This window comes from Sanguibacter inulinus, assembly GCF_013415325.1.
Taxonomy (GTDB): domain Bacteria; phylum Actinomycetota; class Actinomycetes; order Actinomycetales; family Cellulomonadaceae; genus Sanguibacter; species Sanguibacter inulinus.
Map to the genome: position 1 here is coordinate 53,832 of NZ_JACBYE010000012.1, position 25,806 is coordinate 79,637.

At 71.2% G+C, this 25,806-nt stretch carries 27 protein-coding genes; 21 read left to right on the forward strand and 6 right to left on the reverse strand.

What is annotated here, in order from left to right:
* Positions 1 to 71 precede the first annotated feature (71 nt).
* Positions 72 to 1,034 (reverse strand): aldo/keto reductase, encoded by a 963-nt coding sequence (locus HZZ10_RS07095; RefSeq protein ID WP_179912982.1) that lies wholly within the window; start codon positions 1,032 to 1,034, stop codon positions 72 to 74.
* A 521-nt stretch (positions 1,035 to 1,555) separates the two neighbouring features.
* Here HZZ10_RS07095 and HZZ10_RS07100 point away from each other — a divergent pair.
* Positions 1,556 to 2,356, forward strand: a complete 801-nt coding sequence (locus HZZ10_RS07100; RefSeq protein ID WP_179912983.1) for a MerR family DNA-binding transcriptional regulator — start codon at positions 1,556 to 1,558, stop codon at positions 2,354 to 2,356.
* A gap of 139 nt (positions 2,357 to 2,495) precedes the next feature.
* On the opposite strand, the gene HZZ10_RS07105 is transcribed toward HZZ10_RS07100, so the two are convergent.
* Positions 2,496 to 3,824, reverse strand: coding sequence for a low temperature requirement protein A (locus HZZ10_RS07105; protein ID WP_179912984.1), 1,329 nt, complete (start codon positions 3,822 to 3,824; stop codon positions 2,496 to 2,498).
* A 199-nt stretch (positions 3,825 to 4,023) separates the two neighbouring features.
* Here HZZ10_RS07105 and HZZ10_RS07110 point away from each other — a divergent pair, with 199 nt between their 5' ends.
* The 3 genes from HZZ10_RS07110 to HZZ10_RS07120 all read left to right on the forward strand — a co-directional run bounded on the left by HZZ10_RS07110 (position 4,024) and on the right by HZZ10_RS07120 (position 7,452).
* On the forward strand, positions 4,024 to 4,584 hold the full coding sequence (locus tag HZZ10_RS07110) for a type 1 glutamine amidotransferase domain-containing protein (protein ID WP_179912985.1): 561 nt from the start codon (positions 4,024 to 4,026) through the stop codon (positions 4,582 to 4,584).
* A 190-nt stretch (positions 4,585 to 4,774) separates the two neighbouring features.
* Entirely contained in the window at positions 4,775 to 5,947 is a 1,173-nt protein-coding gene (locus HZZ10_RS07115) for a YihY/virulence factor BrkB family protein (RefSeq protein WP_218928520.1), read from the forward strand.
* A 20-nt stretch (positions 5,948 to 5,967) separates the two neighbouring features.
* A complete protein-coding gene (locus tag HZZ10_RS07120) occupies positions 5,968 to 7,452 on the forward strand; it encodes an SDR family oxidoreductase (protein ID WP_179912986.1) in 1,485 nt (494 codons plus the stop codon).
* 56 nt (positions 7,453 to 7,508) lie between these two features.
* On the opposite strand, the gene HZZ10_RS07125 is transcribed toward HZZ10_RS07120, so the two are convergent.
* Positions 7,509 to 8,486 (reverse strand): bile acid:sodium symporter family protein, encoded by a 978-nt coding sequence (locus HZZ10_RS07125; RefSeq protein ID WP_056134092.1) that lies wholly within the window; start codon positions 8,484 to 8,486, stop codon positions 7,509 to 7,511.
* 266 nt (positions 8,487 to 8,752) lie between these two features.
* Here HZZ10_RS07125 and HZZ10_RS07130 point away from each other — a divergent pair, with 266 nt between their 5' ends.
* A complete protein-coding gene (locus tag HZZ10_RS07130; RefSeq protein ID WP_179912987.1) occupies positions 8,753 to 9,145 on the forward strand; it encodes a VOC family protein in 393 nt (130 codons plus the stop codon).
* Positions 9,146 to 9,215: 70 nt separating this feature from the next.
* Here HZZ10_RS07130 and HZZ10_RS07135 read toward each other — a convergent pair whose 3' ends face one another.
* Positions 9,216 to 10,088 (reverse strand): helix-turn-helix domain-containing protein, encoded by an 873-nt coding sequence (locus tag HZZ10_RS07135; RefSeq protein ID WP_218928521.1) that lies wholly within the window; start codon positions 10,086 to 10,088, stop codon positions 9,216 to 9,218.
* A gap of 258 nt (positions 10,089 to 10,346) precedes the next feature.
* Between HZZ10_RS07135 and HZZ10_RS07140 the strand changes: the two genes are divergently transcribed.
* Positions 10,347 to 11,165: a metal-dependent hydrolase gene (locus HZZ10_RS07140; RefSeq protein ID WP_179912988.1), complete on the forward strand. Its 819-nt coding sequence runs from the start codon at positions 10,347 to 10,349 to the stop codon at positions 11,163 to 11,165.
* Between the two features lie 54 nt (positions 11,166 to 11,219).
* Here HZZ10_RS07140 and nrdI read toward each other — a convergent pair whose 3' ends face one another.
* Positions 11,220 to 11,663, reverse strand: coding sequence for a class Ib ribonucleoside-diphosphate reductase assembly flavoprotein NrdI (gene nrdI, locus HZZ10_RS07145; RefSeq protein ID WP_179912989.1), 444 nt, complete (start codon positions 11,661 to 11,663; stop codon positions 11,220 to 11,222).
* 180 nt (positions 11,664 to 11,843) lie between these two features.
* Here nrdI and HZZ10_RS07150 point away from each other — a divergent pair, with 180 nt between their 5' ends.
* The 10 genes from HZZ10_RS07150 (at position 11,844) to HZZ10_RS07195 (ending at position 20,962) form a co-directional block, all read left to right on the forward strand.
* Positions 11,844 to 12,197 (forward strand): DUF1801 domain-containing protein, encoded by a 354-nt coding sequence (locus HZZ10_RS07150; protein ID WP_179912990.1) that lies wholly within the window; start codon positions 11,844 to 11,846, stop codon positions 12,195 to 12,197.
* Between the two features lie 73 nt (positions 12,198 to 12,270).
* Positions 12,271 to 12,441, forward strand: coding sequence for a hypothetical protein (locus HZZ10_RS07155; protein WP_179912991.1), 171 nt, complete (start codon positions 12,271 to 12,273; stop codon positions 12,439 to 12,441).
* A 190-nt stretch (positions 12,442 to 12,631) separates the two neighbouring features.
* Positions 12,632 to 14,653, forward strand: a complete 2,022-nt coding sequence (gene thrS, locus HZZ10_RS07160; RefSeq protein WP_373367320.1) for a threonine--tRNA ligase — start codon at positions 12,632 to 12,634, stop codon at positions 14,651 to 14,653.
* Entirely contained in the window at positions 14,650 to 15,228 is a 579-nt protein-coding gene (locus HZZ10_RS07165) for an HIT family protein (RefSeq protein WP_308507518.1), read from the forward strand. Before thrS ends, HZZ10_RS07165 begins: the two co-directional genes overlap by 4 nt.
* Positions 15,222 to 15,860, forward strand: a complete 639-nt coding sequence (gene pgsA / locus HZZ10_RS07170; RefSeq protein ID WP_179912992.1) for a phosphatidylinositol phosphate synthase — start codon at positions 15,222 to 15,224, stop codon at positions 15,858 to 15,860. Before HZZ10_RS07165 ends, pgsA begins: the two co-directional genes overlap by 7 nt.
* Before the next feature lie 3 nt (positions 15,861 to 15,863).
* Positions 15,864 to 16,817, forward strand: coding sequence for a phosphatidylinositol mannoside acyltransferase (locus HZZ10_RS07175; RefSeq protein ID WP_056132519.1), 954 nt, complete (start codon positions 15,864 to 15,866; stop codon positions 16,815 to 16,817).
* Complete coding sequence (locus HZZ10_RS07180) at positions 16,817 to 18,025, forward strand: glycosyltransferase family 4 protein (protein ID WP_179912993.1); 1,209 nt, start codon at positions 16,817 to 16,819, stop codon at positions 18,023 to 18,025. The genes HZZ10_RS07175 and HZZ10_RS07180 overlap by 1 nt, the downstream gene beginning before the upstream one ends.
* On the forward strand, positions 18,022 to 18,726 hold the full coding sequence (locus tag HZZ10_RS07185) for a hypothetical protein (RefSeq protein WP_056132524.1): 705 nt from the start codon (positions 18,022 to 18,024) through the stop codon (positions 18,724 to 18,726). The genes HZZ10_RS07180 and HZZ10_RS07185 overlap by 4 nt, the downstream gene beginning before the upstream one ends.
* Positions 18,719 to 19,396 (forward strand): NUDIX hydrolase, encoded by a 678-nt coding sequence (locus HZZ10_RS07190; protein ID WP_308507519.1) that lies wholly within the window; start codon positions 18,719 to 18,721, stop codon positions 19,394 to 19,396. The genes HZZ10_RS07185 and HZZ10_RS07190 overlap by 8 nt, the downstream gene beginning before the upstream one ends.
* Before the next feature lie 84 nt (positions 19,397 to 19,480).
* Positions 19,481 to 20,962, forward strand: coding sequence for a DEAD/DEAH box helicase (locus HZZ10_RS07195; protein WP_179912994.1), 1,482 nt, complete (start codon positions 19,481 to 19,483; stop codon positions 20,960 to 20,962).
* Positions 20,963 to 21,127: 165 nt separating this feature from the next.
* On the opposite strand, the gene HZZ10_RS07200 is transcribed toward HZZ10_RS07195, so the two are convergent.
* Positions 21,128 to 21,829 carry a hypothetical protein gene (locus HZZ10_RS07200; RefSeq protein ID WP_179912995.1) on the reverse strand — a complete coding sequence of 234 codons (702 nt, stop codon included), beginning with the start codon at positions 21,827 to 21,829 and terminating at the stop codon, positions 21,128 to 21,130.
* Positions 21,830 to 22,192: 363 nt separating this feature from the next.
* Here HZZ10_RS07200 and HZZ10_RS07205 point away from each other — a divergent pair, with 363 nt between their 5' ends.
* The 5 genes from HZZ10_RS07205 (at position 22,193) to yajC (ending at position 25,792) form a co-directional block, all read left to right on the forward strand.
* Positions 22,193 to 22,951 (forward strand): YebC/PmpR family DNA-binding transcriptional regulator, encoded by a 759-nt coding sequence (locus tag HZZ10_RS07205; protein ID WP_056132529.1) that lies wholly within the window; start codon positions 22,193 to 22,195, stop codon positions 22,949 to 22,951.
* Between the two features lie 8 nt (positions 22,952 to 22,959).
* Positions 22,960 to 23,529 (forward strand): crossover junction endodeoxyribonuclease RuvC, encoded by a 570-nt coding sequence (gene ruvC, locus HZZ10_RS07210; RefSeq protein ID WP_056132532.1) that lies wholly within the window; start codon positions 22,960 to 22,962, stop codon positions 23,527 to 23,529.
* A gap of 51 nt (positions 23,530 to 23,580) precedes the next feature.
* A complete protein-coding gene (gene ruvA, locus HZZ10_RS07215) occupies positions 23,581 to 24,201 on the forward strand; it encodes a Holliday junction branch migration protein RuvA (RefSeq protein ID WP_056132535.1) in 621 nt (206 codons plus the stop codon).
* 43 nt (positions 24,202 to 24,244) lie between these two features.
* A complete protein-coding gene (ruvB, locus tag HZZ10_RS07220; RefSeq protein ID WP_056134104.1) occupies positions 24,245 to 25,252 on the forward strand; it encodes a Holliday junction branch migration DNA helicase RuvB in 1,008 nt (335 codons plus the stop codon).
* A 153-nt stretch (positions 25,253 to 25,405) separates the two neighbouring features.
* Positions 25,406 to 25,792, forward strand: a complete 387-nt coding sequence (gene yajC / locus HZZ10_RS07225; RefSeq protein ID WP_056132537.1) for a preprotein translocase subunit YajC — start codon at positions 25,406 to 25,408, stop codon at positions 25,790 to 25,792.
* Positions 25,793 to 25,806 lie beyond the last annotated feature (14 nt).

Genomic DNA, 25,806 nt, shown 5'->3' on the forward strand with positions numbered 1-25,806 from the left:
TCGAGGTTTCTGCGGTAAGTGTGGGTCTCCTGGAGGCAAGACCGGGCGCCGGCTTGCGCCTGAGCGGTTGGTTAGACCCAGTCGGAGCTCATGCCTGGGGGGAACCTGGAGCCGAAGCCGCCGGTGGGCAGGATCTCCTTGATGCGGGCCAGGTCGGAGTCGGTGAGGGTGAGGTCGGCTGCGCCGACGTTCTCCGCGACGCGGGTGGCGCTGCGGGTGCCGGGGATAGGCACGATGTGCTCGCCCTGTGCGAGCAGCCAGGCCAGGGCCAGCTGGGCCACCGTCGCGTTCTTGGTCGAGGCGAGGTCGTCGAGCTGACGGACGGCCGCGAGGTTCTTCTCGTAGTTGCCCGGCTGCCAGCGGGCAGCGTTGTGGCGCATGTCGGTCTCGTCGTACTCGGCGGCAGGCTTGGCCGAGTTGGTTAAGAACCCGCGACCCAAGGGCGAGTAGGGGACCAGCCCGATGCCGAGCTCGTCCAGGGTCGGGAACAGGGTCTCGACCTCACGGTCGAACAGGGAGTACTCGGTCTGGAGGACAGAGACCGGCTGGACGGCGTGAGCACGCCGCATGGTCTCTGGGCCGGCTTCGCTGAGACCGAAGTACTTGACCTTGCCGGCGTCGATGAACTCCTTGACCGCCCCGGCGACGTCCTCGATGGGGACGTTCGGATCGGGGCGATGCTGGTAGAGGACGTCGATGTGGTCCACGCCGAGGTAGCGCAGGCTGTTCTCGACGACCTCGCGGATGTGCTCCGGGCGGCTGTTGAGGTCGAAGGTGGGCGTGAAGCCGAACTTGGTGGCGATGACCACGTCGTCGCGGAAGCCCTTGACCGCGCGGCCGACGACCTTCTCGTTCTCGCCCCACCCGTACATCTCGGCGGTGTCGAAGAATGTCACGCCGAGCTCGTACGCCTTGCGGATCGCGGCGATGCCCTCGGCCTCCTCTCCGGGGCCGTAGAACGAGGAGATGCCCATCGAGCCGTAGCCGATGGCGGAGGTGGTCAGGCCCTGCTGGCCGAGTGTGCGTGTGTACATGAGGTGCCTTCCTGAGCAGATCGCGACTCCCAAGGGTCCGTGGACGCTTGAGCCGATCGTCAGTATAGGCACGTTCTGGCAGAGTCTGACAAGTACGGCGGAGTCTGGCGGGTGGACGCGGAGGGCGTTGCAGGGTGCGCACACTCCACTCCGAAAACGATCGTTTTCGGTTGAGGTCCCGGCTTGGTCAGTCTGAGGGCGACACGCCGGCCATGGCGCACCGAAACCCGCTCCCGAAACCTCGTCGACCCGAAACCCTGTACCAGGCGTTTCTGGTGGACCCGGGGGAGGGGGACGTCACCTCTCGCGCACCTGGGGACGGCCTGAGCTCTCTCGCTGCGCGGCTCCACCCGCCCACAGAGGCACGACGGGACCCACATCTGCCTGGCAGGGCGTTCTCGGGTCGGTGCAACGGTTGTGGACAAGCCGGTTCGCTGCCGTGGCAGATCGAACGCCCGGAACGGGCGACCTCCGGGCTGTGAAGTTGCCTCTCCCCTGAGGGGATGCCTCATGCTGAAGTCATGCTTCAGATCGGAGAGTTCGCGGCGCTGACGGGACTGAGCGTGAAAGCGCTGCGTCACTACGAGCAAGAAGGGGTGCTCTGCCCCGCGGCTGTGGACGCCGTCAACGGGTACAGGCTCTATCACCCGGGCCAGGTGCACGATGGTGTTGTCACCCATGCCTTGCGCAGGGCCGGCGTATCGCTACCTGCGGTCGCTGAGGTAATCGTCTCCGGTTCGGGCCGTGAGGCGCTGGTCGCGCACCAACAGGAGGTGGCAGCGACTCGACAACAAGAGGACCTGGCCTTCGACCTCGCCCGCCGTATCCTCATCGAGCTTGAGTTACCGGTCGACATCTTCGAACGGCAGATGCCAGCCCAGCCGTTCGTCGGGGTCATCCTGCCAGCCCCCACCTCTGACGACGACGTCGAGCGGGCTGATGCTGCGGCGCGCGAGTCGACGCTCGTCTCTCGCCTGATCGCCGAAGATCTCGGGCCCATCGGGCGCCCATGGACCTCGGCTCGCGCACGAGACGTCCAGTCGACCCAGTACCTGCTGTGCTGGCCTACCTCTCGTCCCGTGCCCCCGCAGTGGGCTCGCGCCGGCGAGATCGTAGGCGTGCTGCCCGAACGCACCGAGCTGGTCACACGCAGACATGTCGAGCACGACACCACGTCGGGATCGCTGCACTCCCAGATGGTTGCCTTGTTCGGTGCCCTAGCCTCACGTGATGCCGACGTACGCGGGCTCGAGGTTCGCCAACAGGTCATGGGTCTCCGGGAGTCCAGCCACACTCTCGAGGTGGCCACAGACCTTCGATGAGACGCGTGACCGCAGTTGCTCTCCTCGAGGCCGCGCACACGCACGTCGTGAGCCGATCTACCCGGGCGACGGCGCGGTCGGTGTGCGGGTGGGCGACGAGGGTCCCGCCGTCCACCCGTGGTCGGGTGGAGCCACGGCGCTACGCCCGCTCCCGCGCGGGCTCCCGCCTCGAGACGACCACGTCACCGACGATCACCGAGAGCAGCACAGCGTTGGACACCCAGTTGAGCGTGAGAGGTGCTGCCCAGGGGTGCGCCGCGAACAGCGCGGCGACGGCGACGATGCCGACCAGGTGGGGGAGCGACCAGCGTCCGCCCGTCGCCCTGCGGAACAGCAGGTTGCCGAGCAGGTACACGGCGGCCGCCCCGCACACGAGGCCGGCCGTCCACGGGTCGCTCCCGTGCGTCGCGGCGCTGCCCGCGACAGTCCCGGCGTGCTCCGCGCCACCAGCACCACCTGTCGGGGCCAGCAGCACGAGCTCGTCGGCGACGGCCGTGAGCACGATCCCGAGGACCAGGAGGAACGGCACGTAGGTGTACGCCGTCTGCGCGACCATCCCCGTGGTCGAGTCCGCCCGGGCGAAGAACTCCGTCGCGCGCCGCTCGGACCTGTCGAAGTACAGCAACCACATGAGGACCGTGCTCGCGAAGGCCGCCCCGAAGGACAGCAGGGTCACCGCCGTCACCTCGAGCTCGGCGAAGGCGGTCCCGGTGATGATGATCGACTCGCCGAGGCTGATGATGACGAACAGGCTGACCCGCTCGGCCATGTGGTCCGCGCGGACGGTCCAGGTGCGCGGGTCGGTGCGGCCGAAGAACGGCACGGCGAACATCGCGCGCGGTCCCGCGTAGTCGATGAGCACAGCCGCACCCCACAGCGTCAGGCGCAGGCCGTCGTCGACGAGCGTCCCGGTGATCCACAAGACCCCGGAGACCGACACCCACGCGGTGATGCGCAGGAACCCGGCACCGTTCTCCGACCAGCGACGGTTGAGCGCCAGCGCCGCGAACACCGACCGCCCGACCTGGATGGTGACGTACGGGACGGCGAAGAGCAGCGCCTTGGAGTCGAAGGCCTCCGGGATCGCGCTGGACATCACCAGCCCGAGCGCCATGAGGACGATGAGCATCGTGCGGACCGGCAGACGGTCAGGGTCCAGCCAGTTGGTCACCCACGTCGTGTCGATCCACAGGTACCAGACCGCCGCGCCGAGGATCAGCGTGTGCAGCAGGGTCTCCACGTCAGGGTGCGCGATGAGCGAGTGGGAGAGCTGGGTCACCGCGAAGACGAAGACGAGGTCGAAGAACAGCTCGACGTAGCCGACCTTGTCCGAGCTGTGCCCGGCACCATGTCGCAGCAGGTCGGCCCGCAGCCCCCACGTGCCTGGGGTGCGCGCGGGGGCGGCGCTACGGGTGGGGTGGTCTGCTGCACCTGCGGTGCCGTCGGCCTCGGGGCCCAGGTCGCTCATGGTCGCGATCTTCGCACGAGGGGCGAGCGCCTGGGGAGGGCGCCCGAGCGGCGAACCAGCCTCGCGCCAGCCCTGCGCTTCGTCGGCGTGGTGGTCGTCACCACAGCCCAGGTTGTGACCCCGTCAGATCGGCCTAGGGTCGAAGGACACCCAGCACCACCCCTGCCGGCCCCGCGCCGCCACCGAGAGGAGCACCACCATGACCACCGACCTCACCGGCCGCCGCGTCCTCGCCGTCGTCACCACCTACGGCGTCGAGCAGGACGAGCTCGTCGTCCCCCTCGAGCACCTGCGCTCCGCAGGAGCCCACGTCGACGTCGCCGCCCCGAGCAAGGACACCGTCCAGACCCTCGTCGGCGACAAGGACCCCGGCCGCTCCGTCGAGGCCGACCTCGCGCTCGCGGACGTCGACCTCGATTCCTACGACCTGCTCCTGGTGCCCGGGGGGACGCTCAACGCGGACAGCCTGCGCCTGGAGGAGAAGGCCGTCGCCGCCGTGACCACCTTCGCCCGCTCCGGGCGTCCCGTCGCCGCGATCTGCCACGGACCGTGGCTCGTCGTCGAGGCCGGGCTGGCCTCGGGCAAGACCCTCACGTCGTACCCGTCCCTGCAGACCGACGTCCGTAACGCCGGCGGCACGTGGCAGGACCAGTCCGTGGTCGCCGACACGACCGACGGCTGGACCCTGGTGACCTCCCGCACCCCGGATGACCTCGACGACTTCCTGCGCGAGGTCGACGCGGCGCTCACCGCCCGCTGACAGCGCAGGGCGCCTGCGCGCCCGACGCGCTCGAGGGCTGTGGACAGCCGCCAGCACGGCGGATGTCCACAGCCCTTCGTGTTGTGCCGACCCGGGGAGTCCCTAGGGTCGGATCAGGCCCGCCGGCCCGCGCACGACGTCGGCGCGCACCGGCACAGCGACACCGAGACAGCGACACGACGGAGGACCCATGCCTGCCACCGGGGACAGCCACCCGCACCAGACCGGATCGACAGGCACCGACCCAGCCGGTGCGAGCAGGTCGACCGACGAGCCGTCAGGTCCGGCCGGCTCGGCCGGAGCGACGCACCCCGACTCGCCGACCGACCTCACCAAGAGGTCCTGGAAGCTGGTGCTCCGCACGAGCCTGCGTCAGTTCACGCGCGACCAGTGCCTCGACCTCGCCGCAGCCCTGACGTACTACGCGGTCCTGGCCTCAGCCCCCGCGCTGCTCGCCCTCGTCTCGATCCTGGGACTCGTCGGCGACGGCGGACAGCTCGTCGACGACGTGCTCGGGATCGTCTCCTCCGTCCTGCCCGAGGAGACCCTCGCCACGGTCGAACCCCTCATCGACCAGGTCGCCAGCCAGTCTTCGGGCGCAGGCCTCGCCCTGGTCGTCGGTCTCGCGGGCGCCCTCTGGTCGGCCTCCGGGTACGTCGGGGCCTTCGGCCGGGCACTCAACCGCGTCTACGAGGTCGAGGAGGGGCGCCCGATCTGGAAGCTGCGCCCCGTCAACCTCCTCATCACCCTCGCCGTCGCCGTCGGCGCGGCCCTCGTGGTCGTCGCACTCGTCCTGTCCGGCGGGATCGCGCAGGCCGTGGGCGACACGATCGGGCTGGGCGGCGCCGCCCTCACGGTGTGGAGCATCGCGAAGTGGCCCGTCGTCCTGCTCGTCGTGATCGTCATGGTCGCGCTGCTGTACCACTCGACGCCGAACGTCAAGCAGCCCAAGTTCCGGTGGCTCAGCGTCGGGGCCGGCGTCGCGATCCTCGTCTGGGCGATCGCCTCGGCAGGCTTCGGCATCTACGTCGCGACCCTCGGCTCCTACGGCTCGACCTACGGCACCCTGGGGACAGTCATCGTGTTCCTCCTGTGGCTGTGGATCACCAACCTCGCGCTGCTCTTCGGCGCCGAGATCGACTCCGAGCTCGAGCGCGGACGCGAGCTCCAGTCCGGCCTGCCGGCCGAGGGAACCCTCCAGCTGCCCCCGCGCGACACCCGCGGCATCGAGAAGCGCGCCTCCAAGGCAGCCGACGACGTCGCCGAAGGCCGAGCGATCCGTCTGGAGGCCCAGCGCCAAGGACGCCACAGCGACGAGACCGGCCCCGCAGACGACGACTCCCACCCCGCGCGAGGACGCTGACCCGTACCTACCATCAGGAGATGACCTCACCCACCCTCGTCCTCGTGACGGGCGCGACCGGATACATCGGCGGCCGCCTCGTCCCACGCCTCCTCGCACAAGGATTTGCCGTCAGGGTCCTGGTCCGCACCCCCGCCAAGCTCGAGGGCGTCCCGTGGCACGACCAGGTCGAGATCGTCGAGGGCGACCTCAGCTCGGCCGACGACACCGAGAAGGCCTGCCAGGACGTCCACACGGTCTTCTACCTCGTGCACTCGATGGGTTCAGGCTCGGACTTCGAGGAGCAGGAGCGCGACACCGCCCAGCTCGTCGCCGACGCCGCCGAGCGCGCCGGTGTGTCCCGCCTGGTCTACCTCGGTGGCCTGCACCCCGAGGGCGTCGAGCTGTCGACGCACATGCGCTCGCGGACGGCCGTGGGCAAGGTCTTCCTCGACAGCCCGGTCCCTGCGATCGTGTTCCAGGCCGGGGTCGTCATCGGCTCGGGCTCGGCGTCCTTCGAGATGATCCGTCACCTCACGGAGAACGTCCCGCTGATGCCCGCCCCGAGCTGGGTCCAGAACAAGATCGAGCCGATCGCGATCCGCGACGTCCTGCACTACCTCGTGCACGCACCGCTGGTCGACGCCGACGTCAACCGCACCTTCGACATCGGGTCCCGCGACGTCCTGACCTACGCGGCCCTGATGTACGGCTACGGCTACGAGGCGGGTCTCCCGCACCGCCGCATCTACGCCCTGCCCATCCCGGCCCCGATGCTCGCCGGGTGGTGGGTCGCGCTCGTCACGCCCATCCCGCACTCGATGGCCGTGCCGCTCGTCCAGTCGCTCCAGCACGACGCCGTCGCGCAGGAGCACGACGTCGACGACGTCATCGCGCCCCCCGCGGCCGGGCTGACGGGGTACAGGCACGCCGTGCGCCTCGCGCTCAGCAGGATCGAGAACGGCGAGGTCGAGACGTCCTGGACCGGGGCCTCCTCGGGCAAGCCCTACGAGCCCCTGCCGAGCGACCCCGACTGGGCCGGTCGCACCGTGTACGTCGACGACAGGTCACGCACCGGCGAGGCCCCGCCCGAGGCTGTGTGGTCGGTCATCGAGGGCATCGGCGCCGAGAACGGCTGGTACTCGCTCCCGGCCGCCTGGGTGATCCGCGGCCTGGCCGACAAGGTCCTCGGCGGAGCGGGCCACAACCGCGGCCGCCGCAACCCCAAGACCCTCGTCGTCGGCGACGCCGTCGACTGGTGGCGCGTCGAGCACATCGAGCCCGGACGCCAGCTACGTCTGCGCGCGGAGATGCTGGTCCCCGGCGAGGCGTGGCTCGAGCTCACCGCCGAGCCCGACGGCGACGGCACCCGCTACCGCCAGCGGGCGATCTACTTCCCCCGAGGCCTGTTCGGCAAGCTGTACTGGTGGGGTGTGTGGCCGTTCCACGGGCTGATCTTCCCGTCGATGGCCCGCAACATCCTCGCCAAGGCCGCACGAGACAGCGCGCAGGCACGACAGGCCTGAGCCGTCCAGGTGCCCGCCGGCATCCCGCGCACCTGAGGTCTGGCTCCGGCCAGACCTCAGGTGCGCGCGGGCTCGGGCTCGGCGGCGTCGCCCATGCGCCGGGCGATCACCGCACAGACGATCAGCTGGATCTGGTGGAAGATCATCAGCGGCAGCACCATGATGCCCACGCTCGCGGCGGGCAGCAGGACCGTGGCCATCGGGACCCCGCTCGCGAGGGACTTCTTCGACCCGCACATGAGCAGCACCACCCGGTCCGCGCGGCTGAAGCCCAGCTTCTTGCCCAGGACGCTGGTGAAGGTCAGCACGACCGCCAGGACCACGCAGCACAGGACCACGACAGCCACGACGGACCCGACGTCGACTGTCGTCCAGATGCCGTCGACCACGCCGTGGCTGAACGCCGAGTACACGACGAGCAGGACAGACCCGCGGTCGGTCAGGGTCGTGAGCCGCTTGTGCGCCAGCACCCACGGCGCGATCCAGCGCCGCAGCAGCTGACCGGCGACGAAGGGTGCCAAGAGCTGCAGCCCGATCGTTCCGATCGAGTCGACCGAGAACCCGACAGCCCCACCCAGGAGCCCGGCGACCAGCAGCGGGGTGAGCACCACCCCTGCGAGGTTCGAGAAGGACGCGGCGACCACGGCTCCGGCGACGTTGCCACGGGCGATCGACGTGAAGGCGATCGACGACTGCACGGTCGAGGGCAAGAGCGTGAGGAACAGCAGACCGAGCTTGAGGTCGTGCGGGACGACCGAGGACGGCACCAGCTGGACCGCCAGACCCAGCAGCGGGAAGACTATGAAGGTCACCGCGAGCACAGACCCGTGCAGGCGCCAGTCGCGGAGCGCGTCGACAGCCTCCTTGGTCGGCAGCCGCACCCCGTAGAGGAAGAACAACCACCCGACGGCGACCACCACAGCCACCTCGAGCCCCTCGGCCGCCTGCCCGCGCACCGGGAAGAACGACGCGACGACGACTGCGAGCAGCAACGAGACGACGAACCAGTCGACGCGTGCGACGACCCGCCTCACCGGACCCACGTGGTGACCAGCCTCTGGGAGAGGAGGGACGACGGCGCAGGACAGGTGCAGGACGGGCTCACGCGCCCCATCGTCCCATCTCACCCCTGGCGCGCGCGGCAGCGTCTCGTCAGGTCCGGCTGCGCGGAGCCAGGACCGGCTCCGCGGGTCCGATCCTCACGGACGCCGTGGTCCCGGGCACGGGACCGGAGGGGGACAGACCGACGACGGCCGTTCTGTCCAAGACGACGGGGGAGCGGCGCGCCTAGCCTGGGGGCATGACACCTCGACTCGACATGGTCGGCCTCGTGACGACCGACATGCCCGCCACCCTCGCCTTCTACCGCCGCCTCGGCCTCGACATCCCCGCCGACGCAGACACCGAGCCCCACGTCGAGATCACCCTGGACTCGGGACTGCGCCTCGCCTGGGACACCGTCGAGACCATCCACAGCTTCGACCCGTCATGGACACCGCCCACAGGAGGGCACCGCAGCGCGCTCGCCTTCCTGTGCGACTCACCCGCCGAGGTCGACTCCGTGACCCACGCGCTCGAGGCCGCCGGGGCCACTGTCCACCACGAGCCCTGGGACGCGTTCTGGGGACAGCGCTACGCCACGGTCCTCGACCCCGACGGGACCCCCGTCGACCTCTTCGCTCCGCTCGGGTGACCGCGACGTGCGTCCTCCGCCCGTGGACGACGGGGGACGCACCCGCGGAGGACGGGAAGCCCAGAGGGTCCTACCCGGCTGCCGTACGGCCAGCGAACAACGCCGTGGGCGTGGTCCCCGTCAGGGCGCGGACGTCCCGGGCTAGGTGCGCCTGGTCGCTGTAGCCCGCCCCGCCCGCCACAGCAGCCAGCGAGGTCTCGGTCCCGGCGAGGCGCACCGCAGCCTGGAGCCTGAGCACCCTGCGCAACGTCGCCAACCCGTAGCCGAAGAGCTCGTGGCTGTGCCGACGCAGCTGACGCTCTGACCAACCCGTCTCCCGGGCGATCTCGGTGACCTCGGCGCCGCGGGCCGACATCGTCAGCATCACCTGCCCGCTCACGCCCTGCCGCAGCGGAGACAGACCCAGGAGGGTGTCCTCGATCGCCGCCGCCACAGCACCAGGACCGCGAGGCGCAGCCCGCTCGACAGCCTCGGCGACGCCCCTGGACGCCCGCGCCGACCACACCTCGTCGAGCGGGACCCGCTGGTCGCGCAGCTCGTGGGCCACCACCCCCAGCAGTGCCGGGGCCGTCCCCGGGGCGAGACGGAGCCCAGCCGCCACCTCGCCGGCCCGCATCTCGACGCTGTGCGCCCGTGTGTCCGGGCCGGCTACGACGAGCCGCCCACCCGTCCACACGATGTCCATGCACGCGTCAGGGAGCACCAGCTCGGCCGCCGCCGACCCCGAGGCTGATGCCGATGCCGATGCCGATGCCGATGCCGCAAGCGTGGGTGTGGCCTCACGCGCTGCCAAGGGCGTCGGGTCTGCGCTCGCGGACGAGGCCGTGGGGCCCTGGTCCGTAGGTCCCGAGCGGTCCTGCATCGCGCCAGCAGGACCGGGCGAGCCAGCCGTGACCTGCCACAGGGCGGCACCGCGGAGCTGTGCCGGACGTTCGCTGTACATCTCCCCATGGTCTCGCACGGTCTCGCCTCGGACGGGGTGAAGACCTCGGTCGAACACCTGTTCGGACGGGTGATACTCTCGGCACCTCGACCACGCAGGTCGCAGCGTCCGGACGGGCCCGAAGTCCAGCCACAGGCCCACCACCAGCGGCGACGCACCCACAGCCCCACCCCGAAGAACCCGAGGAGACCCCACCGTGAACCCCCCGCCCACAGCGGCCCTCGTCCCCTCCGAGCACACAGCCCGGAGCGCCGCCCGATGATGGGGGCCAGCCACGCCGTCTCCGGCGCAGCAGCCTGGGTCGCGCTCACCTCGACTGCGCCCATCGCGCTCGGCACCCACCCCCTCGAACCCCAGGGAGTGATCCTCGGAGCCCTCGTCACCGCCGGCGCGGCCCTGCTGCCCGACGCCGACCACCACTCCGCGACCATCGCCCGCTCCGGCGGCTTCCTCACCCGCGGCCTCGCCGGCGCCGCAGGGGCAGCCTCGGGCGGTCACCGCCACGGGCTCCACACGGCGCTCGCGGCCGTGGGTGCGGCTCTGCTCACGGGATTCGCGGACCGGCTCACGGCCACGGTCCCGTTGCTGGGGACCATCCCGCTCGGCTCGGCGCTCGTGCTGCTCGCGCTCGTCGCCTTCGCCAACAAGGCCCTCGACCTCGGGAGGTCCGGTGTGGTCAACCTCTGGGCAGGGGCGGCTCTCGTCACGGTGGCCGTGCTCGCCTGGGCGCCCGAGCAGCTCGAGTGGTTGCCGCAGGCCGTGCTGGTGGGCTTCGTCGTGCACCTCGTCGGGGACCTGGTCACCACGGGCGGGTTGCCGCTGCTGTGGCCCTTCCTGGTCAAGCCTCCGCGCAGGCTCCGCAAGGCGCCTGTGCTGCGACGGATCTGGTTGGCCAACGGCTATGTCGCGCTGCCTGTCCTCGGACGGACGGGGTCGGCGCGCGAGCAGGCGCTGACCGCAGTCCTGAGCCTCTACGCCGGGGCGCTGGTCGTGGTCGCCGCGGGTCAGCTCATCGGGCGCATCGGGAGCGCCGCGAGTGCTGTCAGCACCGGGGGAGCGGTGGCCGGGCTGGGGTGAGGACGGTCATCGTCTCCTCGCTCAATCGCTCGCTCGCTCAATCTCTCGGACCTGTCACGTCCCCTGCGGCTCCCGAGCCTGACCGACCCCGTGCGCCTCGATCGCCGCGTCGAGGTCGGCGAGGATCTGCTGCGCCTCGGCCACGTCCCACTGCGTTCCTTGCAGCTCGAACTCGAACAGGACGGGTCGCCCCGAGGCAGCGGCGATCTGGCGGCACGCGGCCTGGTAGTGCTCTCCGAAGTTCCGGTTGCCCGACCCCATGACCCCGACCATCAGCCGCCGTGTCTGCGGGTCCGACAGGAACCGTCGGACGGGTTCGGGGATCGTGTCGTTCTGCGGGTTGCCGGTCTTGTAGGAGGGCGTCACGAGGACCCAGGGCCCGTCGGGGACGGACCGTCGGACAGCACGCTCGCTGAGGGGGTACGCGGGCCGCCCGAGGCGCTCGGCGAACAGCCGCACCGTCCCTGACGCGCTCGAGTAGTAGTAGACCGGGATCATGCCTCCATGCTGCACCGGACAGCGGACACATGTCACCTTCTCCGTTGATCGGCCGCAACCAGGACGAAAGTCCCGGGAGAGCCGCGGTCTGTCCCCGACGGGCGCGACGCAGGCCCCGGTGCGATGCTGCTGGTCATGAGCCTCCGGGCGTCGAGGCTCCGACCGAAGGGCAGGACCGCCATGGCATCGATCCCCGTCTCCACCTACGTCGCTGGGCTCGCCGAGCCGTTGAGGGAGGTCGGCGGACGTCTCGTCGAGATCCTCGACTCCGGCCTCGTCGGGCGTGAAGGAGTCATGTGGCACGGGCATCCCGTGTGGATGGACGGCAAGACCCCCGTCGCCGGCTTCAAGGCCTACAGCTCCTACGTCACCCTCATGCTCTGGCAGGGGCAGCGGATCGAGGACCCCACGGGCCGTCTGGCCGCGGCCGGCTCGGCGCAGATGGCGTCGACCAAGATCGCGACGGTCGACGACCTCGAGGCCGACACCGTCCTGTCGTGGCTGCACGCCGTCGACGCGCTCCCGGCTGCGTGACCTCCGTCACGGGGTTAGGTTCGGTTCTAGACCCGGCGTCCGCCGGTGCTCACCAGCAGCGAGGGAGCAGGACATGAGCGAGCAGGGCAAGGGCGGGCTCGGAGAGTTCGCGGGCAAGGCGAAAGAGTTCCTCACCGACGACAAGATCGACTCGGTGGCCGACGCGATCAAGTCTGTCGCACCGGACTCCGTCGACGCCAAGGTGGACCAGCTGGCAGAGAAGGCCAAGAAGGCCAACGACTGACACCACCTGGTCGCCAGCACCTCAGGGTGCGCGGGCTCAGACCCGACCCGGCGTCCCACCTGGTCCGCGACGACGCGGGCGGGTGACGACGCGGCTGGGCAGCCTGCCCCACGGGCCGCACAGGTGTCGGTACCATCGAGGGGCGCCTTCGGACGAGGGCGCCCCTCGATCGTCCTAGGAGAAGACCACCGTGCCTGAGTCGTCAGTGCTGCCCCCCGACGTCACCATCACCCTCGACGGCACGCAGACGACCGTGACCACCACGACCACCGGCACCGAGCTCTTCGCGGACCGCAAGGACGTCGTCGTGGTGCGCGTGGGCGGCCAGCTCAAGGACCTCGCGAGCACCTTCGCCAACGGTGACGTCGTCGAGTCGGTGACCATCGACTCGCCCGACGGCCTCGACGTGCTGCGCCACTCGGCCGCGCACGTGCTCGCCCAGGCGGTCCAGCAGGTCAACCCGACCGCGAAGCTCGGCATCGGCCCGCCCATCAAGGACGGCTTCTACTACGACTTCGACGTGGCCGAGCCCTTCACCCCGGAGGACCTCAAGGCCCTCGAGAAGGCCATGATGCGGATCGTCAAGGAGGGCCAGACCTTCCGGCGCCGCGTGGTCACCGAGGCAGAGGCGCTCGTCGACCTCGCCGACGAGCCCTACAAGATCGAGCTCGTGAGCCTCAAGGGCTCGAGCGACACCGCGGCCGAGGGCGCCTCGGTCGAGGTCGGCGCCGGCGAGCTCAGCATCTACCAGAACGTCAAGCGCAACGGCGACGTCGCGTGGGAGGACCTCTGCCGCGGCCCGCACCTGCCGAGCACCCGCCTGATCGGCAACGGCTTCCAGCTCATGCGCTCGGCCGCCGCCTACTGGCGCGGCAGCGAGAAGAACCCGCAGCTCCAGCGTGTCTACGGCACCGCGTGGCCCACCAAGGACGAGCTCAAGGCGTACCTCGAGCGCCTCGCCGAGGCCGAGCGCCGCGACCACCGCCGCCTGGGGACCGAGCTCGACCTCTTCTCCTTCCCCGACGAGATCGGCTCCGGACTCGCGGTGTTCCACCCCAAGGGCGGCATCATCCGCTCCGAGATGGAGCAGTACTCGCGCAAGCGGCACGTCGAAGAGGGCTACTCCTTCGTCAACACCCCGCACATCACCAAGGAGCAGCTGTTCCTCACGTCCGGGCACCTGGACTGGTACGCCGACGGCATGTACCCGCCCATGCACCTCGACGAAGAGCTCGACGCCGACGGCACCGTGCGCAAGGCCGGGCAGAACTACTACCTCAAGCCCATGAACTGCCCGATGCACAACCTCATCTTCGCCTCGCGCGGACGCTCCTACCGCGAGCTGCCGCTGCGCCTCTTCGAGTTCGGCACGGTGTACCGCTACGAGAAGTCCGGCGTCGTGCACGGCCTGGCCCGTGGCCGTGGCTTCACCCAGGACGACGCGCACATCTACTGCACCCGCGAGCAGATGAAGGACGAGCTCACCACCTCGCTGAACTTCGTCCTCGGCCTGCTCAAGGACTACGGCCTCGACGACTTCTACCTCGAGCTGTCGACCCGTGACCCCGAGAAGTCCGTCGGCACGGACGACGCGTGGGAGGAGGCGACCCGCACCCTCGAAGAGGTCGCGATCGCCTCGGGTCTCGACCTCGTGCCCGACCCGGGCGGCGCAGCCTTCTACGGCCCGAAGATCTCGGTCCAGGCCAAGGACGCGATCGGCCGTACGTGGCAGATGTCGACCATCCAGCTCGACTTCAACCTCCCCGAGAAGTTCGACCTCGAGTTCGCCGCCGCCGACGGCACCCGCCAGCGCCCGGTGATGATCCACCGCGCCCTCTTCGGCTCGATCGAGCGGTTCTTCGCCGTGCTCACCGAGCACTACGCAGGTGCCTTCCCGGCCTGGCTCGCCCCGGTCCAGGTCCTCGCGGTCCCCGTCGCCGAGCCCTTCAACGACTACCTCGCCGACGTCGTCGCGCAGCTGCGCAAGGCCGGCATCCGCGCCGACCTCGACGACAGCAGCGACAGGTTCGCCAAGAAGATCCGCACCGCCAGCACGCAGAAGATCCCCTTCGTGCTCATCGCGGGTGGCGAGGACGTCGAGGCCGGGGCCGTCTCCTTCCGCTACCGTGACGGTCGCCAGGAGAACGGCATCCCCGTCGCCGAGGCGATCGAGCGTGTGCTCGCTGCCGTGCGGGACCGGGTCCAGGTGTGAGCGAGCAGGCGACCGACCACCCGGGTGAGCCCGACGGGCTCGAACGGCTCTGGACCCCGCACCGGATGGTCTACATCGGTGGGCAGGACAAGCCGGCCGACGCCACGCCGGGGGAGTGCCCCTTCTGCGCTGTGCCCGCGCGCAGCGACGAGGACGGCCTCGTCGTCGCGCGCGGCGAGCACGCCTACGTCGTGCTCAACCTCTACCCGTACAACGCCGGTCACCTGCTCGTGTGCCCGTACAGGCACGTCGCGGACTACACCGACCTCACGTCCGACGAGGTCGTCGAGGTCGCCGAGCTCACCCGGACGGCCATGACGGTCGTCCGGGCGGTCTCGGCGCCGCACGGCTTCAACCTGGGCATGAACCAGGGTGCCGTGGCCGGTGCCGGGATCGCAGCCCACCTGCACCAGCACGTGGTGCCCCGGTGGGCCGGCGACGCCAACTTCTTGCCCGTCGTCGGGCGGACCAAGGCGCTGCCCCAGCTCTTGTCCCAGACCCGCGAGCTCTTCGCGGCCGCCTGGCCGGGTACGCACGCAGCGCCCACCACATCGACGGAGGACGATCCGTGCTGAGCCGTCTGAGAGGCCTCATGGGGCGTCTCTTCCACCCCCTCGCCAAGGCGCTGCTGGCCGCGAAGGTCTCACCCGACGCCGTGACGGTCTTCGGGACCCTCGGCGTGCTCGTCACGGCGCTCTGGGCCTTCCCGACCGACCACCTCGTGGCCGGGGCGATCATCATCGGGCTCTTCGCCTTCCTCGACTCCCTCGACGGGACCATGGCGCGTCTCGCGGGACGCTCGGGCAGCTGGGGTGCCTTCCTCGACTCGACGCTCGACAGGCTCGCCGACGCCGCGATCTTCTGCGGCCTCGCCGCGTACTTCTTGCTCCACCACGAGGGTCCGACCCGCGCCTGGGGCGCGACCGCCGCGATCGCCTGCCTCGTCATCGGATCGATGGTCTCCTATGCGCGGGCGCGCGCCGAGGGCCTCGGCATGACCGCGAACGTCGGCATCGCCGAGCGCGCCGAGCGGCTCGTGGTCTCGCTCGTGTGCGCGGGGGTCGTGGGACTCGGCGCCCCCGTGGTCGTGCTCGTGGTCGCGCTCGTCGTGCTCGCCCTCGCGAGCCTGGTGACCGTCGGCCAGCGGATCGCGACGGTGCGCCGGCAGGCGCTCGCCGCGGTCGTCCCGGCGACGAGCGAGGGCTGAGGCATGGCTCTCGACGCCGGTCGGCTCTTCCACCTCGCCTGGCAGCACGCCGGGTCTGTCCCGGCGCCCGTGCTGCGCGCCGTGACGGTCGCCGCGGCAGACGTGACCTGGTTGCTGCGCACCGGGGGCGTCCAGCAGCTGACGCGCAACCTCGCCCGCGCTCGCCCGAACGCTTCGCAGCGCGAGCTCCGCAGGCTCGCGCGTGCCGGCATGCGCTCGTACATGCGGTACTACGGCGAGGCCTTCGTCATGCGGCACGCGACGCCCGAGCAGGTCGAGGCCCGGGTCCGGGTCGTCGGCTATGACGAGGTCCGCGAGCTCGTCGGTCAGGGGATCACCCCCGTGGTCGCGCTGTCCCACCAGGGCAACTGGGACCTCGCCGGTGTCTACGCGAGCCAGCACATCGCCCCGGTCCTCACCGTCGCCGAGCGTCTCGAGCCCCCCGAGCTGTACGAGGAGTTCAAGGCCTTCCGCGAGGCCCTCGGCATGGAGATCCTCACCGCAGGAGACCCTGGCGTCTTCCGCTCGCTGCTCCGCGCCGCCCAGAAGCCCGGCAGGATCATCTGCCTGCTGGCCGACCGTGACCTGTCGCACCGCGGTGTCGAGGTCGACTACCTCGGCACCCGCGCCCGGGTCGCCGTCGGACCCGCGGCCCTCGCGGTCTCCACGGGCGCACCGCTCGTGGCCGCCGGCATCTACTACGAACGGCTGACCGGGGCGCGCCGCGCCGCGGCCGGCACCCCGTGGGGCATCGTCATCAGGTTCCACCCGACGATCGACGTGCCGACCGAGGGCAGCACCAAGGAACGCATCCAGGCGGTCACCCAGCGGTGGGTCGACGACCTGGGCGACGACATCCGCGCCCACCCGCAGGACTGGCACATGCTGCAGAAGGTCTTCGTCGAGGACCTCGATGCCGCACGCTACGCACAGACCGTGCAGAAGTCGGAGAGCTGATGACCACGCGACGCCTCAAGGTCGGCATCGTCTGCCCGTACTCCTTCGACGTCCCGGGCGGAGTCCAGTTCCACATCCGTGACCTCGCCGAGGCCCTCATGGCCCAGGGCCACAGCGTCTCGGTGCTGGCCCCGGCCGACGACGACACGCCCATCCCCGACTACATCACGTCGGCCGGCAAGGCGATCCCGGTCAAGTACAACGGCTCGGTCGCGCGGATGACCTTCGGCCCGCGCACGGCGGCCAAGGTCCGCCGCTGGCTCAAGGAAGGGGAGTTCGACGTCCTCCACCTGCACGAGCCCGTGACACCGAGCCTGAGCATGCTCGCGCTGTGGATCGCCCGCGGCCCCATCGTCGCCACCATGCACACGGCCCTGATCCGCTCCCGCGCCCTGCAGGCTGCGTACCCGCTCGTGCGGCAGAGCCTCGAGAAGATCTCCGCACGGATCGCCGTGTCCGAGGACGCCCGCCGCACGCTCGTCGAGCACATGGGCGGGGACGCTGTGGTGATCCCCAACGGCGTGTACGTCGACACCTTCGAGGACGCCGAGGCCGACCCCCGCTGGACGGGGACCCCGGACGCTCCGACCATCGCCTTCCTCGGTCGTCTCGACGAGCCGCGCAAGGGACTGCCGGTCCTCACGCGGGCTGTGCCCGAGATTCTCCGCGTGATCCCGGGTGCGCGGTTCTTGGTCGCCGGCCGCGGCGACGACGGCCGCGACGCAGCCCTCGCCGAGCTCGGCGAGCACGCCGCGTCGGTCGAGTTCCTCGGGTCGATCACCGACGAGGAGAAGGCCGCGCTGCTCTCGTCGGTCGACCTGTACATCGCCCCGCAGACCGGGGGAGAGAGCTTCGGCATCGTCCTGGTCGAGGCCATGAGCGCGGGCGCGTGCGTCGTCGCGAGCGACCTCGGCGCCTTCGAGCGTGTCCTCGACGGCGGCCGCGCCGGGTACGTGTTCCGGGTGGGCGACAGCGCCGACCTCGCCCGCACGGTCCTGGCGGCCCTCGCCGACCCCGAGGACAGGGCACGGCGCACGACACTCGCGTCGGTCGCCGTCCGCCAGTACGACTGGTCGACCGTCACGAGCCAGGTGCTCACCGTGTACGAGATGGTCCTCGAGGCGTCCCGCGCCCTCGGTGGTGTGGAAGAAGACCCGTCGTCGCTCAGCCTGCGACGACGCGGCGGCTGGACGGAGGTGACCCGATGACCTGGTCAGAGACCGCGGTGATCGTCGTGGCTGTCGTGCTGGTGCTCGGCTGGCTCGTGTGGGTCTCGGCCACGCGCCTGGACAGGCTGCACCGCAAGGTGGTCGCCTCCAGGCTCGCCCTCGACGCCCAGCTGCTCCGTCGCTCGGCCGTCGCCACCGAGATCGCGACCTCAGGGGTCCTCGACCCCGTCAGCTCGGTGCTGCTCCTCGAGGCAGCCCGTGAGGCGTCGTCAGGCTCGGACGCCGGGGAGCGCGAGCTCGCCGTCGCCGTCCCCGACCTCGAGCCGCTCGTCCGTGCCCCTGACGCCGACGGGCGCGCCGGCCGCGGACCGTCTCGTGGCACGGTGTCCCGCGCGCTCGACGGCGACCTCGGCGACGAGAGGTCGCAGGCCGAGAGCGCGCTCTCCTCGACACTGCGGGCTGTCCTCGACGACCCAGACGAGGTCGACGAGCTCTACTCGCTCCCCGAGGCCGAACCGCTCCTCGACGCCCTCGCCGGGGCCTGGTACCGCGTCCAGCTCGCCCGCCGCTTCCACAACGAGGCGGTCGACCAGGCTCAGCGGATGCGCGCCAAGGTCTTCGTCCGAGCCGTGCGGCTCGCCGGACGTGCGTCGATGCCCCAGACCGTCGAGCTCGACGACAGCTGGCCCCCGGCCCTGCGCCGTCCGCGCGCCGTCCCCGGGGCGACGACGGGTGCCTGAGGACGCCGGACCTGAGGCCGACAGGTCAGGCCTCCCGGCTGCCCCGGAGCCCGCTGACGCCCTGGACGCCGCAGACGTCCCAGAGCCCGCGGACGCCCAGGGCGCCGCAGCGGCTGCGCTCGTCGCGGCGCAGGAGCGCAGCGTCCAGCTCGACGCCGGCTGGTCTGTGGGACCGACCGGGATGCGGACCCGCCACGCGGCCCGCGTGCTGCTCGTCGACGACCAGGACCGCGTGCTCGTCGTGCGCGGCCACGACGCCGACGAGCCCTCACGCCACTGGTGGTTCACCGTCGGCGGGGGCATCGACCCTGGGGAGAGCGCCCACGAGGCTGCGGTCCGTGAGGTCTTCGAGGAGTCCGGTCTGCGGGTCGCGCCCGAGGACCTCGTGGGTCCTGTCGTCACGCGGTCGGCGATCTTCGACTTCGCCCGCGAGAGCTGCCTCCAGCACGAAGAGTTCTTCTTCGTCCGCCTCACCCACGACGGGCGCCTGGTCCGCGACGGGTGGACCGAGATCGAGACCGGGTTCATCGACGAGATGGCCTGGCTCACGACCACCGAGCTCCGCGCGACCACCGACGAGGTGTTCCCGCGGGACCTGCCCGACATCGTCGACGACCTCCTCGCCGGCTGGGACGGCGTGGTGCGCGCGATAGGTCTCGAGCGGGACTAGTGTGCGCCCGACCCCTGAACACCACCCCGGTCGGGCAGGACGCCTGGCGTCCAGCTCCGGCGCGGGCGCGAGAGGCACCCTGACATGACGAGCTTCGACGACTTCGCCCTGCCCGTCGCCGTGCGCGACGAGCTGGCGCGCCAGGGCCTCGACAGCCCCTTCCCGATCCAGGTCGCGACGCTCCCGGACACCCTCGCGGGCCGCGACGTGCTCGGCCGCGGCCGCACGGGCTCGGGCAAGACCCTCGCCTTCGCGCTCCCGCTCGTCACGCGGCTCGCGGCGTCGAGCACCAAGCAGGCGGTCCGTCGGCCCCGCGGCCTCGTGCTCTGCCCCACGCGAGAGCTCGCGCAGCAGATCGACGCGACCGTCGCCCCGATCGCCCGGGCAGCGGGCCTCGTCACGACCGTGATCTACGGCGGCGTCACGCCCAAGCGCCAGATCTCGGCGCTCAACGGGGGAGTCGACATCGTCATCGCCTGCCCCGGGCGTCTCGAAGACCTGCTGAAGCAGAAGGCCCTCTCCCTCGACACCATCGAGGTGACGGTCCTCGACGAGGCAGACCACATGGCCGAGCTCGGGTTCTTGCCCGGCGTCCGGCGCCTGCTGAACAAGACGCCCCGGGGCGGCCAGCGGATGATGTTCAGCGCGACCCTCGACGGAGACGTCGACCAGCTCGTCGACAGGTACCTCGTCCGGCCTGCGGTCCACTCGGTCGACAGCGCCCGCTCGCCCGTCGCGGCCATGACCCACCACGTCTTCGCCGTCGAGCCCGCCGAGAAGAGCGCTGTCGTGGCGCGCCTCGCCTCAGGAACCGGCCGACGCGTGCTGTTCACCCGGACCAGGGTCCAGGCCAAGAACCTCGCCAAGATCCTCACGGCCCAGGGCATCCCGGCGGTCGAGCTGCACGGCGACCTCGCCCAGAACGCCCGTGAGCGCAACCTGGCCGCCTTCACGTCGGGCATCGTGCGGGTGCTCGTCGCGACAGACGTCGCGGCGCGTGGCATCCACGTCGACGAGGTCGAGCTGGTCGTCCACATCGACCCGCCGGCCGAGCACAAGTCCTACCTGCACCGCTCCGGACGCACCGCCCGGGCCGGGCGCGGCGGTGACGTCGTGACGATCATGCTGCCCGAGCAGGCCGGCGAGGTCCGCGACCTCATGCGGCTCGCCCAGATCAAGGCCAAGCCCCAGAAGGTCGTCGCCGGTGACGCCGCTGTCACCTGGCTGGTCGGGGAGGTCGCCCCGTACGTGCGCCCGTCCAAGACGACAGGTGCGGGTCAGGCCCTGCGCTCGGCGCGCGCCGTCGGCCAGCGCGGCGCCCGGGACCCCGAGCTGCCCGTCGGGCATGCTGCCCGCGAAGACTCCGGGACCCGCGGCGAGGGCAGGACGCAGGGGAGGGGGGCCTCGGCGGACGGGGCTGCCTCGAGGAAGGCCCCCGCACCCCAGCGCGGTGCGGCTGCGAAGGGCAACGCTGCGAAGGGCAAGGCGGCGAAGGGCGACGCTGCGAAGGGCAAGGCTGCGAAGGGCAAGCCGGGCGCTGGCCGCCCGCGGCGTCCGACGTCCTGACCGGCACGAGCCTGCACCACCTCGCGCGGACGGACCGGTGCTGTGCGGGTCCGTCCTGCCGGTGCGCCGCGGCGGCACCGCAGTCCGTGCGGACTGCGGAGTGCTCCGAGCCCGCACGGACTGCGGAGTGCTCCGAGTCCGCGTGGACTGCGCGGTGCTCCCGTCTCAGTACCGCTGCGGCGGGTAGCCGTAGGCCCCGGCCTGCACGGCTGCCACCCTGCGCTGGTTGGACCTGCGGACCGCCCACCAGATCCAGCCGGCGATCGACAGCACCAGCCCGATCCCGGCACCGATGACCCCGGCGACGACGAGCACGACACCCACGACGAGGTCCCGGGCGAGGTCGTCGACGCCCCCCGGGTCGGCGACAGCCACGTCCCAGTCCCGCGTGACGCTCGAGACGACGTCGATCGTGTAGGTGCCGGCCGTGGTCGTGGTGAAGGAGGCGAAGCGCGAGACCGTGTACCCGTCGACGGAGAGATGGGTCGACTCGTCGACGGGGAGGACCCGGACCGGCTCGCCGTCCGGCCCGGTGACCTCGGCCGTGGCGCCGACACCCGCGGCGCTCGTCGCGTCGAGCGAGACCAGCGAATAGGTCCGTCCTGCCTCGGCGTCGAGGGTGAGCGCCTGGTCCGAGGGCCCGCGTGCGATGACCACCGACCCTGCCGACGGCCTGAGGGGGTCGGTCACGGCGTCGCGGAGCATGGTGATCCCCACGACCCCGACGACCACGGCCACCACGAGCGCCAGCACGCCGATCAGGGTGAGCACGCGCGCACCCCGGGTCGACGTCTTGGGCGGGGCAGGCATGTACGGCCCCTGGGGCTGCCACGCCCCCGGGTGGGGCGGCTGGTACGGCTGGCTCATGGGACTCCTCGGTGCAGGTGCAGACCGTCGCGAGCGGACGCACAGGGGGTGCAGGTCCGCCGAGCGTAGCGCTCTGAGCCGTGTGCAGCCGTGGCCACGTGTGGCTTCGCGCCCGCGCCGAGAGCCCTCCGGACCCTCGTCGCAGCACTCACCGAGGGCTCGCCGGGCCCTCGCCGAGCACCGTCGGTGCGCGCCAGGCGCACGCCGGGGCTCTCGCCCCGGTAAGATCGACGCAGTCCGGCGCGGCTGCGCCGAGCCCTGACCCGTCCGGGAGCTGCCTGCGCAGCCCGCAGCGGTGTCGCGCTCGACCCGGCCACGTCATCGAAGACGTCCGCACCGATCGTTCGCAAGGAGTACTCAGGCATGTCAGGTCACTCCAAATGGGCCACCACGAAGCACAAGAAGGCCGTCATCGACGCCAGGCGTGGCAAGCTCTTCGCCAAGCTCATCAAGAACATCGAGGTGGCCGCCCGCACGGGCGGTGCTGACATCAGCGGCAACCCGACGCTCTTCGACGCGGTCCAGAAGGCCAAGAAGACCTCGGTCCCCAACGACAACATCGAGCGCGCGCTCAAGCGTGGTTCCGGCCAGGAGGCCGGCGGCGCCGACTACCAGACGATCATGTACGAGGGCTACGGCCCCGGTGGGATCGCCTTCCTCGTCGAGTGTCTGACGGACAACAAGAACCGCGCGGCCGCCGAGGTCCGCATCGCCTTCACGCGCAACGGCGGCCAGCTGGCCGACCCGGGTTCTGTCGCGTACCTGTTCTCCCGCAAGGGCATCGTCGTCGTCCCGAAGGAGGGCACCGACGAAGACTCCGTCCTCGAGGCCGTGCTCGACGCCGGCGGCGAAGAGGTCAACGACCTCGGCGAGGCCTTCGAGGTCCTGTGCGAGGCGACCGACCTGGTGCCCGTGCGCACAGCGCTCCAGGAGGCCGGGATCGAGTACGACTCCGCCGACGTCGTCTTCCACCCGTCGATGCAGGTCGAGGTCGACGCCGAGGGCGCCCGCAAGGTGCTCCGGCTCATCGACGCCCTCGAAGACTCCGACGACGTGCAGAACGTCTACGCCAACTTCGACGCCTCCGACGAGGTCATGGCCGAGCTCGAGAACGACGACTGACGCCACGCGTGCGCGTCCTCGGAGTCGACCCCGGCCTGACCCGCTGCGGCATCGGCGTCGTCGACTCCGTGACCGGGCGCCGCGCGCGCCTGGTCGCCGTCGGCGTCGCCATGTCGCCGCCCTCGTCGACCGTCGACGCGCGGTTGCTGCAGATCGCCGACGAGCTCGACACCTGGATGGACGCGCACACCCCTGACGTGGTCGCGGTCGAGAGGGTCTTCGCCCAGCACAACGTGTCGACGGTCATGGGCACGGCGCAGGTTGCCGGTCTCGCGATGGTCGCAGCGGCCCGCCGAGGCGTCCCGGTCGCGATGCACACGCCGAGCGAGGTCAAGGCAGCGGTGACGGGGAGCGGCCGGGCCGGCAAGGAGCAGGTGCAGAAGATGGTCGCGCAGATCCTCGGGCTCTCCGAGGTGCCGCGGCCGGCCGACGCCGCCGACGCGCTGGCCCTCGCGATCTGCCACCTGTGGCGCCCCTCGGCGATCCTCGACAAGGCCGAGCGCTTCGCGCAGACGCCGGCCCAGCGCGCCTGGGCCGCGGCCGAGCAGTCGGCGCGCCGCGCGAAGGGCACCCGGTAGCGTTGCTAGGGTTGTTCGTACACATGTTCGTCCCAGCAGATCGGTGAGCCCGTGATCGCGTCCCTGTCCGGAACCGTCCAGACCGTCCGTCTGGACAGTGCCGTCCTGAGCGTCGCCGGCATCGGCTACCTCGTGTACGCCACGCCGGCCACCCTTGCCACGCTGCGGGTCGGCGCCGAGGCGTCGCTGTCCACCTCGCTCGTGGTCCGCGAGGACTCCCTGACCCTCTACGGCTTCACCGACGACGACGAGCGCTCGGTCTTCGAGGCCTCGCAGACCGTCAGCGGAGTCGGGCCGCGGCTCGCGCTGGCGATGCTCGCCGTGCACACCCCCGACGGTCTGCGCCGCGCGCTGGCCGGGGGAGACGTCAAGGCGCTCACCCGTGTCCCGGGCATCGGTGCCAAGGGAGCCCAGCGGCTGATCCTCGAGCTCGGCGACAAGCTCGGCCAGCCGACGGGCCTCGACGCCGCAGGCGTGGCGCCCACGGCGGCCCTCGGCGACCAGCGCGAGCAGGTCGTCCAGGCGCTCGTCAGCCTCGGGTGGTCGGCCAAGGTGGCCGAGGACGCGATCGCGACGGTGCTCGACGAGTCGGGCGCCACGACTGTCACCACGGCAGACGTCCCCGTCGTGCTCAGGTCCTCGCTCAAGGTGCTCGGCGGCCACCGTGGATGACGTCGACCCTGACGTCTACGGGGTCGACCTCCCGGCAGACCGGATGACAGGCTCGGGGGCTGACGACCTCGAGCGCGCTGCCGAGGCCGCCCTGCGCCCGCGCCGGCTCGAGGAGTTCGTGGGGCAGCGCGTGGTCCGCGACCAGCTCTCCCTCGTCCTCGACGCCGCCCTCGGACGTGGCTCGTCGCCCGACCACGTCCTGCTCTCCGGCCCGCCCGGGCTCGGCAAGACAACCCTCGCGATGATCATCGCGGCCGAGCTCGGCGCGTCCCTGCGCGTGACCTCGGGCCCGGCGATCCAGCACGCGGGCGACCTCGCGGCGGTGCTCTCGTCCCTCGACGAGGGCGAGGTGCTGTTCATCGACGAGATCCACAGGCTCGCGCGTCCGGCCGAAGAGCTCCTGTACGTCGCGATGGAAGACTTCCGGGTCGACGTGGTCGTCGGCAAGGGCGCGGGTGCGAGCGCCATCCCGCTCACCCTCCCCAGGTTCACGGTCGTCGGTGCGACGACCCGCGCGGGCCTGCTGCCCGCGCCGCTGCGCGACAGGTTCGGGTTCACGGGCCACCTCGACTTCTACTCCTCCGACGAGCTCGAGAGGGTGCTGGTCCGCTCTGCCGGGCTGCTCGGCTCCGAGCTCCAGGCCGAGGCTGCGAGCGAGCTCGCCTCGAGGTCGCGGGGGACACCCCGTATCGCGAACCGTCTGCTGCGCCGCGTCCGCGACTGGGCGCAGGTGCGCGGCGACGGGTCGATGGACCTGCGTGCGGCGCGCGCCGCCCTCGAGGTCTACGAGGTCGACGCCCTCGGGCTCGACAGGCTCGACCGCGCTGTCCTGCGTGCGCTGTGCACCCGCTTCGGGGGCGGCCCTGTCGGGCTCACCACGCTCGCGGTGACCGTGGGGGAGGAGCCCGAGACCGTCGAGACCGTCGCGGAGCCCTTCCTGGTCCGCGAAGGACTGATCGGGCGCACGTCTCGTGGTCGCGTCGCGACCCCCGCGGCCTGGGCCCACCTGGGCCTGACCCCGCCGGCGGACGGCGCGACGCTCTTCGGCTAGCCGATCGGCGAGGTGCTGCGTCGCGGCCCGGGTCGCGGGAACCCTCGAGACGTGCTGGGCACTTTCCGTCGCCCCGGGTCGTTAGTGACTTGGGCGCCTCTGCGCCTAGACTCCGATAGTTCCCTACGCAGAACGGAGACGTGATCCCACGTCATGACTACGATCTTCATCCTCGTGCTGGCAGCAGTCGCGATGGTCTTCATGACCCGCAGCTCGCGCAAGCGTCAGAAAGAGGCCATGTCCTTCCGGGACAACCTGGCTGTCGGCCAGGAGGTCATGACCGGCTCGGGCTACTTCGGCCGGATCGTCGCCGTCGAGGACGACGCGATCACGCTCGAGACGACCCCGGGCAACACCTCCCGCTGGCTCCGCGCCGCGATCGCCAAGCTTGTCGACCCGCCCGCTGACGCTGTCGTCGTCGAGGGCTCCTCGGCCGAGGCCGCTGCGCAGATCGACGCGGAGAACGCCCGCGCCTTCGACATCCCTGAGGACATCTCGAGCCTCATCGACAAGAAGAAGACCGACGAGAACGGCAAGTAGGCCCACCCACCCGT

Coding starts and splice junctions, on each gene's coding strand:
- HZZ10_RS07095 (WP_179912982.1), bottom strand. CDS start 1,034: ATGTACACACGCACACTCGGCCAGCAGGGCCTGACCACCTCCGCCATC.
- HZZ10_RS07100 (WP_179912983.1), top strand. CDS start 1,556: ATGCTTCAGATCGGAGAGTTCGCGGCGCTGACGGGACTGAGCGTGAAA.
- HZZ10_RS07105 (WP_179912984.1), bottom strand. CDS start 3,824: ATGAGCGACCTGGGCCCCGAGGCCGACGGCACCGCAGGTGCAGCAGAC.
- HZZ10_RS07110 (WP_179912985.1), top strand. CDS start 4,024: ATGACCACCGACCTCACCGGCCGCCGCGTCCTCGCCGTCGTCACCACC.
- HZZ10_RS07115 (WP_218928520.1), top strand. CDS start 4,775: ATGCCTGCCACCGGGGACAGCCACCCGCACCAGACCGGATCGACAGGC.
- HZZ10_RS07120 (WP_179912986.1), top strand. CDS start 5,968: ATGACCTCACCCACCCTCGTCCTCGTGACGGGCGCGACCGGATACATC.
- HZZ10_RS07130 (WP_179912987.1), top strand. CDS start 8,753: ATGACACCTCGACTCGACATGGTCGGCCTCGTGACGACCGACATGCCC.
- HZZ10_RS07135 (WP_218928521.1), bottom strand. CDS start 10,088: ATGTACAGCGAACGTCCGGCACAGCTCCGCGGTGCCGCCCTGTGGCAG.
- HZZ10_RS07140 (WP_179912988.1), top strand. CDS start 10,347: ATGATGGGGGCCAGCCACGCCGTCTCCGGCGCAGCAGCCTGGGTCGCG.
- nrdI (WP_179912989.1), bottom strand. CDS start 11,663: ATGATCCCGGTCTACTACTACTCGAGCGCGTCAGGGACGGTGCGGCTG.
- HZZ10_RS07150 (WP_179912990.1), top strand. CDS start 11,844: ATGGCATCGATCCCCGTCTCCACCTACGTCGCTGGGCTCGCCGAGCCG.
- HZZ10_RS07155 (WP_179912991.1), top strand. CDS start 12,271: ATGAGCGAGCAGGGCAAGGGCGGGCTCGGAGAGTTCGCGGGCAAGGCG.
- HZZ10_RS07175 (WP_056132519.1), top strand. CDS start 15,864: ATGGCTCTCGACGCCGGTCGGCTCTTCCACCTCGCCTGGCAGCACGCC.
- HZZ10_RS07180 (WP_179912993.1), top strand. CDS start 16,817: ATGACCACGCGACGCCTCAAGGTCGGCATCGTCTGCCCGTACTCCTTC.
- HZZ10_RS07185 (WP_056132524.1), top strand. CDS start 18,022: ATGACCTGGTCAGAGACCGCGGTGATCGTCGTGGCTGTCGTGCTGGTG.
- HZZ10_RS07195 (WP_179912994.1), top strand. CDS start 19,481: ATGACGAGCTTCGACGACTTCGCCCTGCCCGTCGCCGTGCGCGACGAG.
- HZZ10_RS07200 (WP_179912995.1), bottom strand. CDS start 21,829: ATGAGCCAGCCGTACCAGCCGCCCCACCCGGGGGCGTGGCAGCCCCAG.
- HZZ10_RS07205 (WP_056132529.1), top strand. CDS start 22,193: ATGTCAGGTCACTCCAAATGGGCCACCACGAAGCACAAGAAGGCCGTC.
- ruvB (WP_056134104.1), top strand. CDS start 24,245: ATGACAGGCTCGGGGGCTGACGACCTCGAGCGCGCTGCCGAGGCCGCC.
- yajC (WP_056132537.1), top strand. CDS start 25,406: ATGACTACGATCTTCATCCTCGTGCTGGCAGCAGTCGCGATGGTCTTC.